The 740-nt window shown below is 61.2% G+C and carries 1 protein-coding gene; it reads left to right on the top strand.

What is annotated here, in order from left to right:
- Nucleotides 1-740, top strand: a 740-nt coding sequence (locus ACWKV5_RS29620) for an aldehyde dehydrogenase family protein (protein ID WP_483844150.1), incomplete at both ends; no start/stop codon positions are given.

Here is a 740-nt window from a genome sequence, read left to right as displayed (position 1 = left end):
GCCGACCGCATCGAGCAGAACCTGGAACTGCTGGCAATCACCGAATCCTGGGACAACGGCAAAGCCGTTCGCGAAACCCTCAACGCCGACATCCCGCTGGCTGCCGACCACTTCCGCTACTTCGCCGGTTGCATCCGCGCGCAGGAAGGCAGCGCCGCCGAGATCGACGGCAACACCGTGGCGTATCACATCCACGAACCGCTGGGCGTGGTCGGGCAAATCATCCCGTGGAACTTCCCGATCCTGATGGCCGCCTGGAAACTTGCCCCGGCCCTGGCCGCCGGTAACTGCGTGGTGCTCAAGCCTGCCGAGCAGACTCCGCTGGGCATTACCGTGCTGATGGAGCTGATCGGCGACCTGCTGCCACCGGGCGTGTTGAACATCGTGCAAGGCTTCGGCAAAGAAGCCGGCGAAGCGCTGGCCACCAGCAAACGCATCGCCAAAATCGCCTTTACCGGCTCGACCCCGGTCGGCTCGCACATTATGAAATGTGCCGCCGAAAACATCATTCCGTCCACCGTGGAGCTGGGTGGCAAGTCGCCGAACATCTTCTTCGAAGACATCATGCAAGCCGAACCGTCCTTCATCGAGAAAGCCGCCGAAGGCTTGGTGCTGGCGTTCTTCAACCAAGGCGAAGTCTGCACCTGCCCGTCCCGCGCCCTGGTGCAAGAGTCGATCTACGACGACTTCATGAAAGTCGTGATGAAAAAAGTCCTGTCGATCAAACGTGGCGACCCGCT

This window comes from Pseudomonas oplopanacis (genome assembly GCF_057128725.1).
This window is presented reverse-complemented; position numbering and strand designations above follow the sequence as displayed.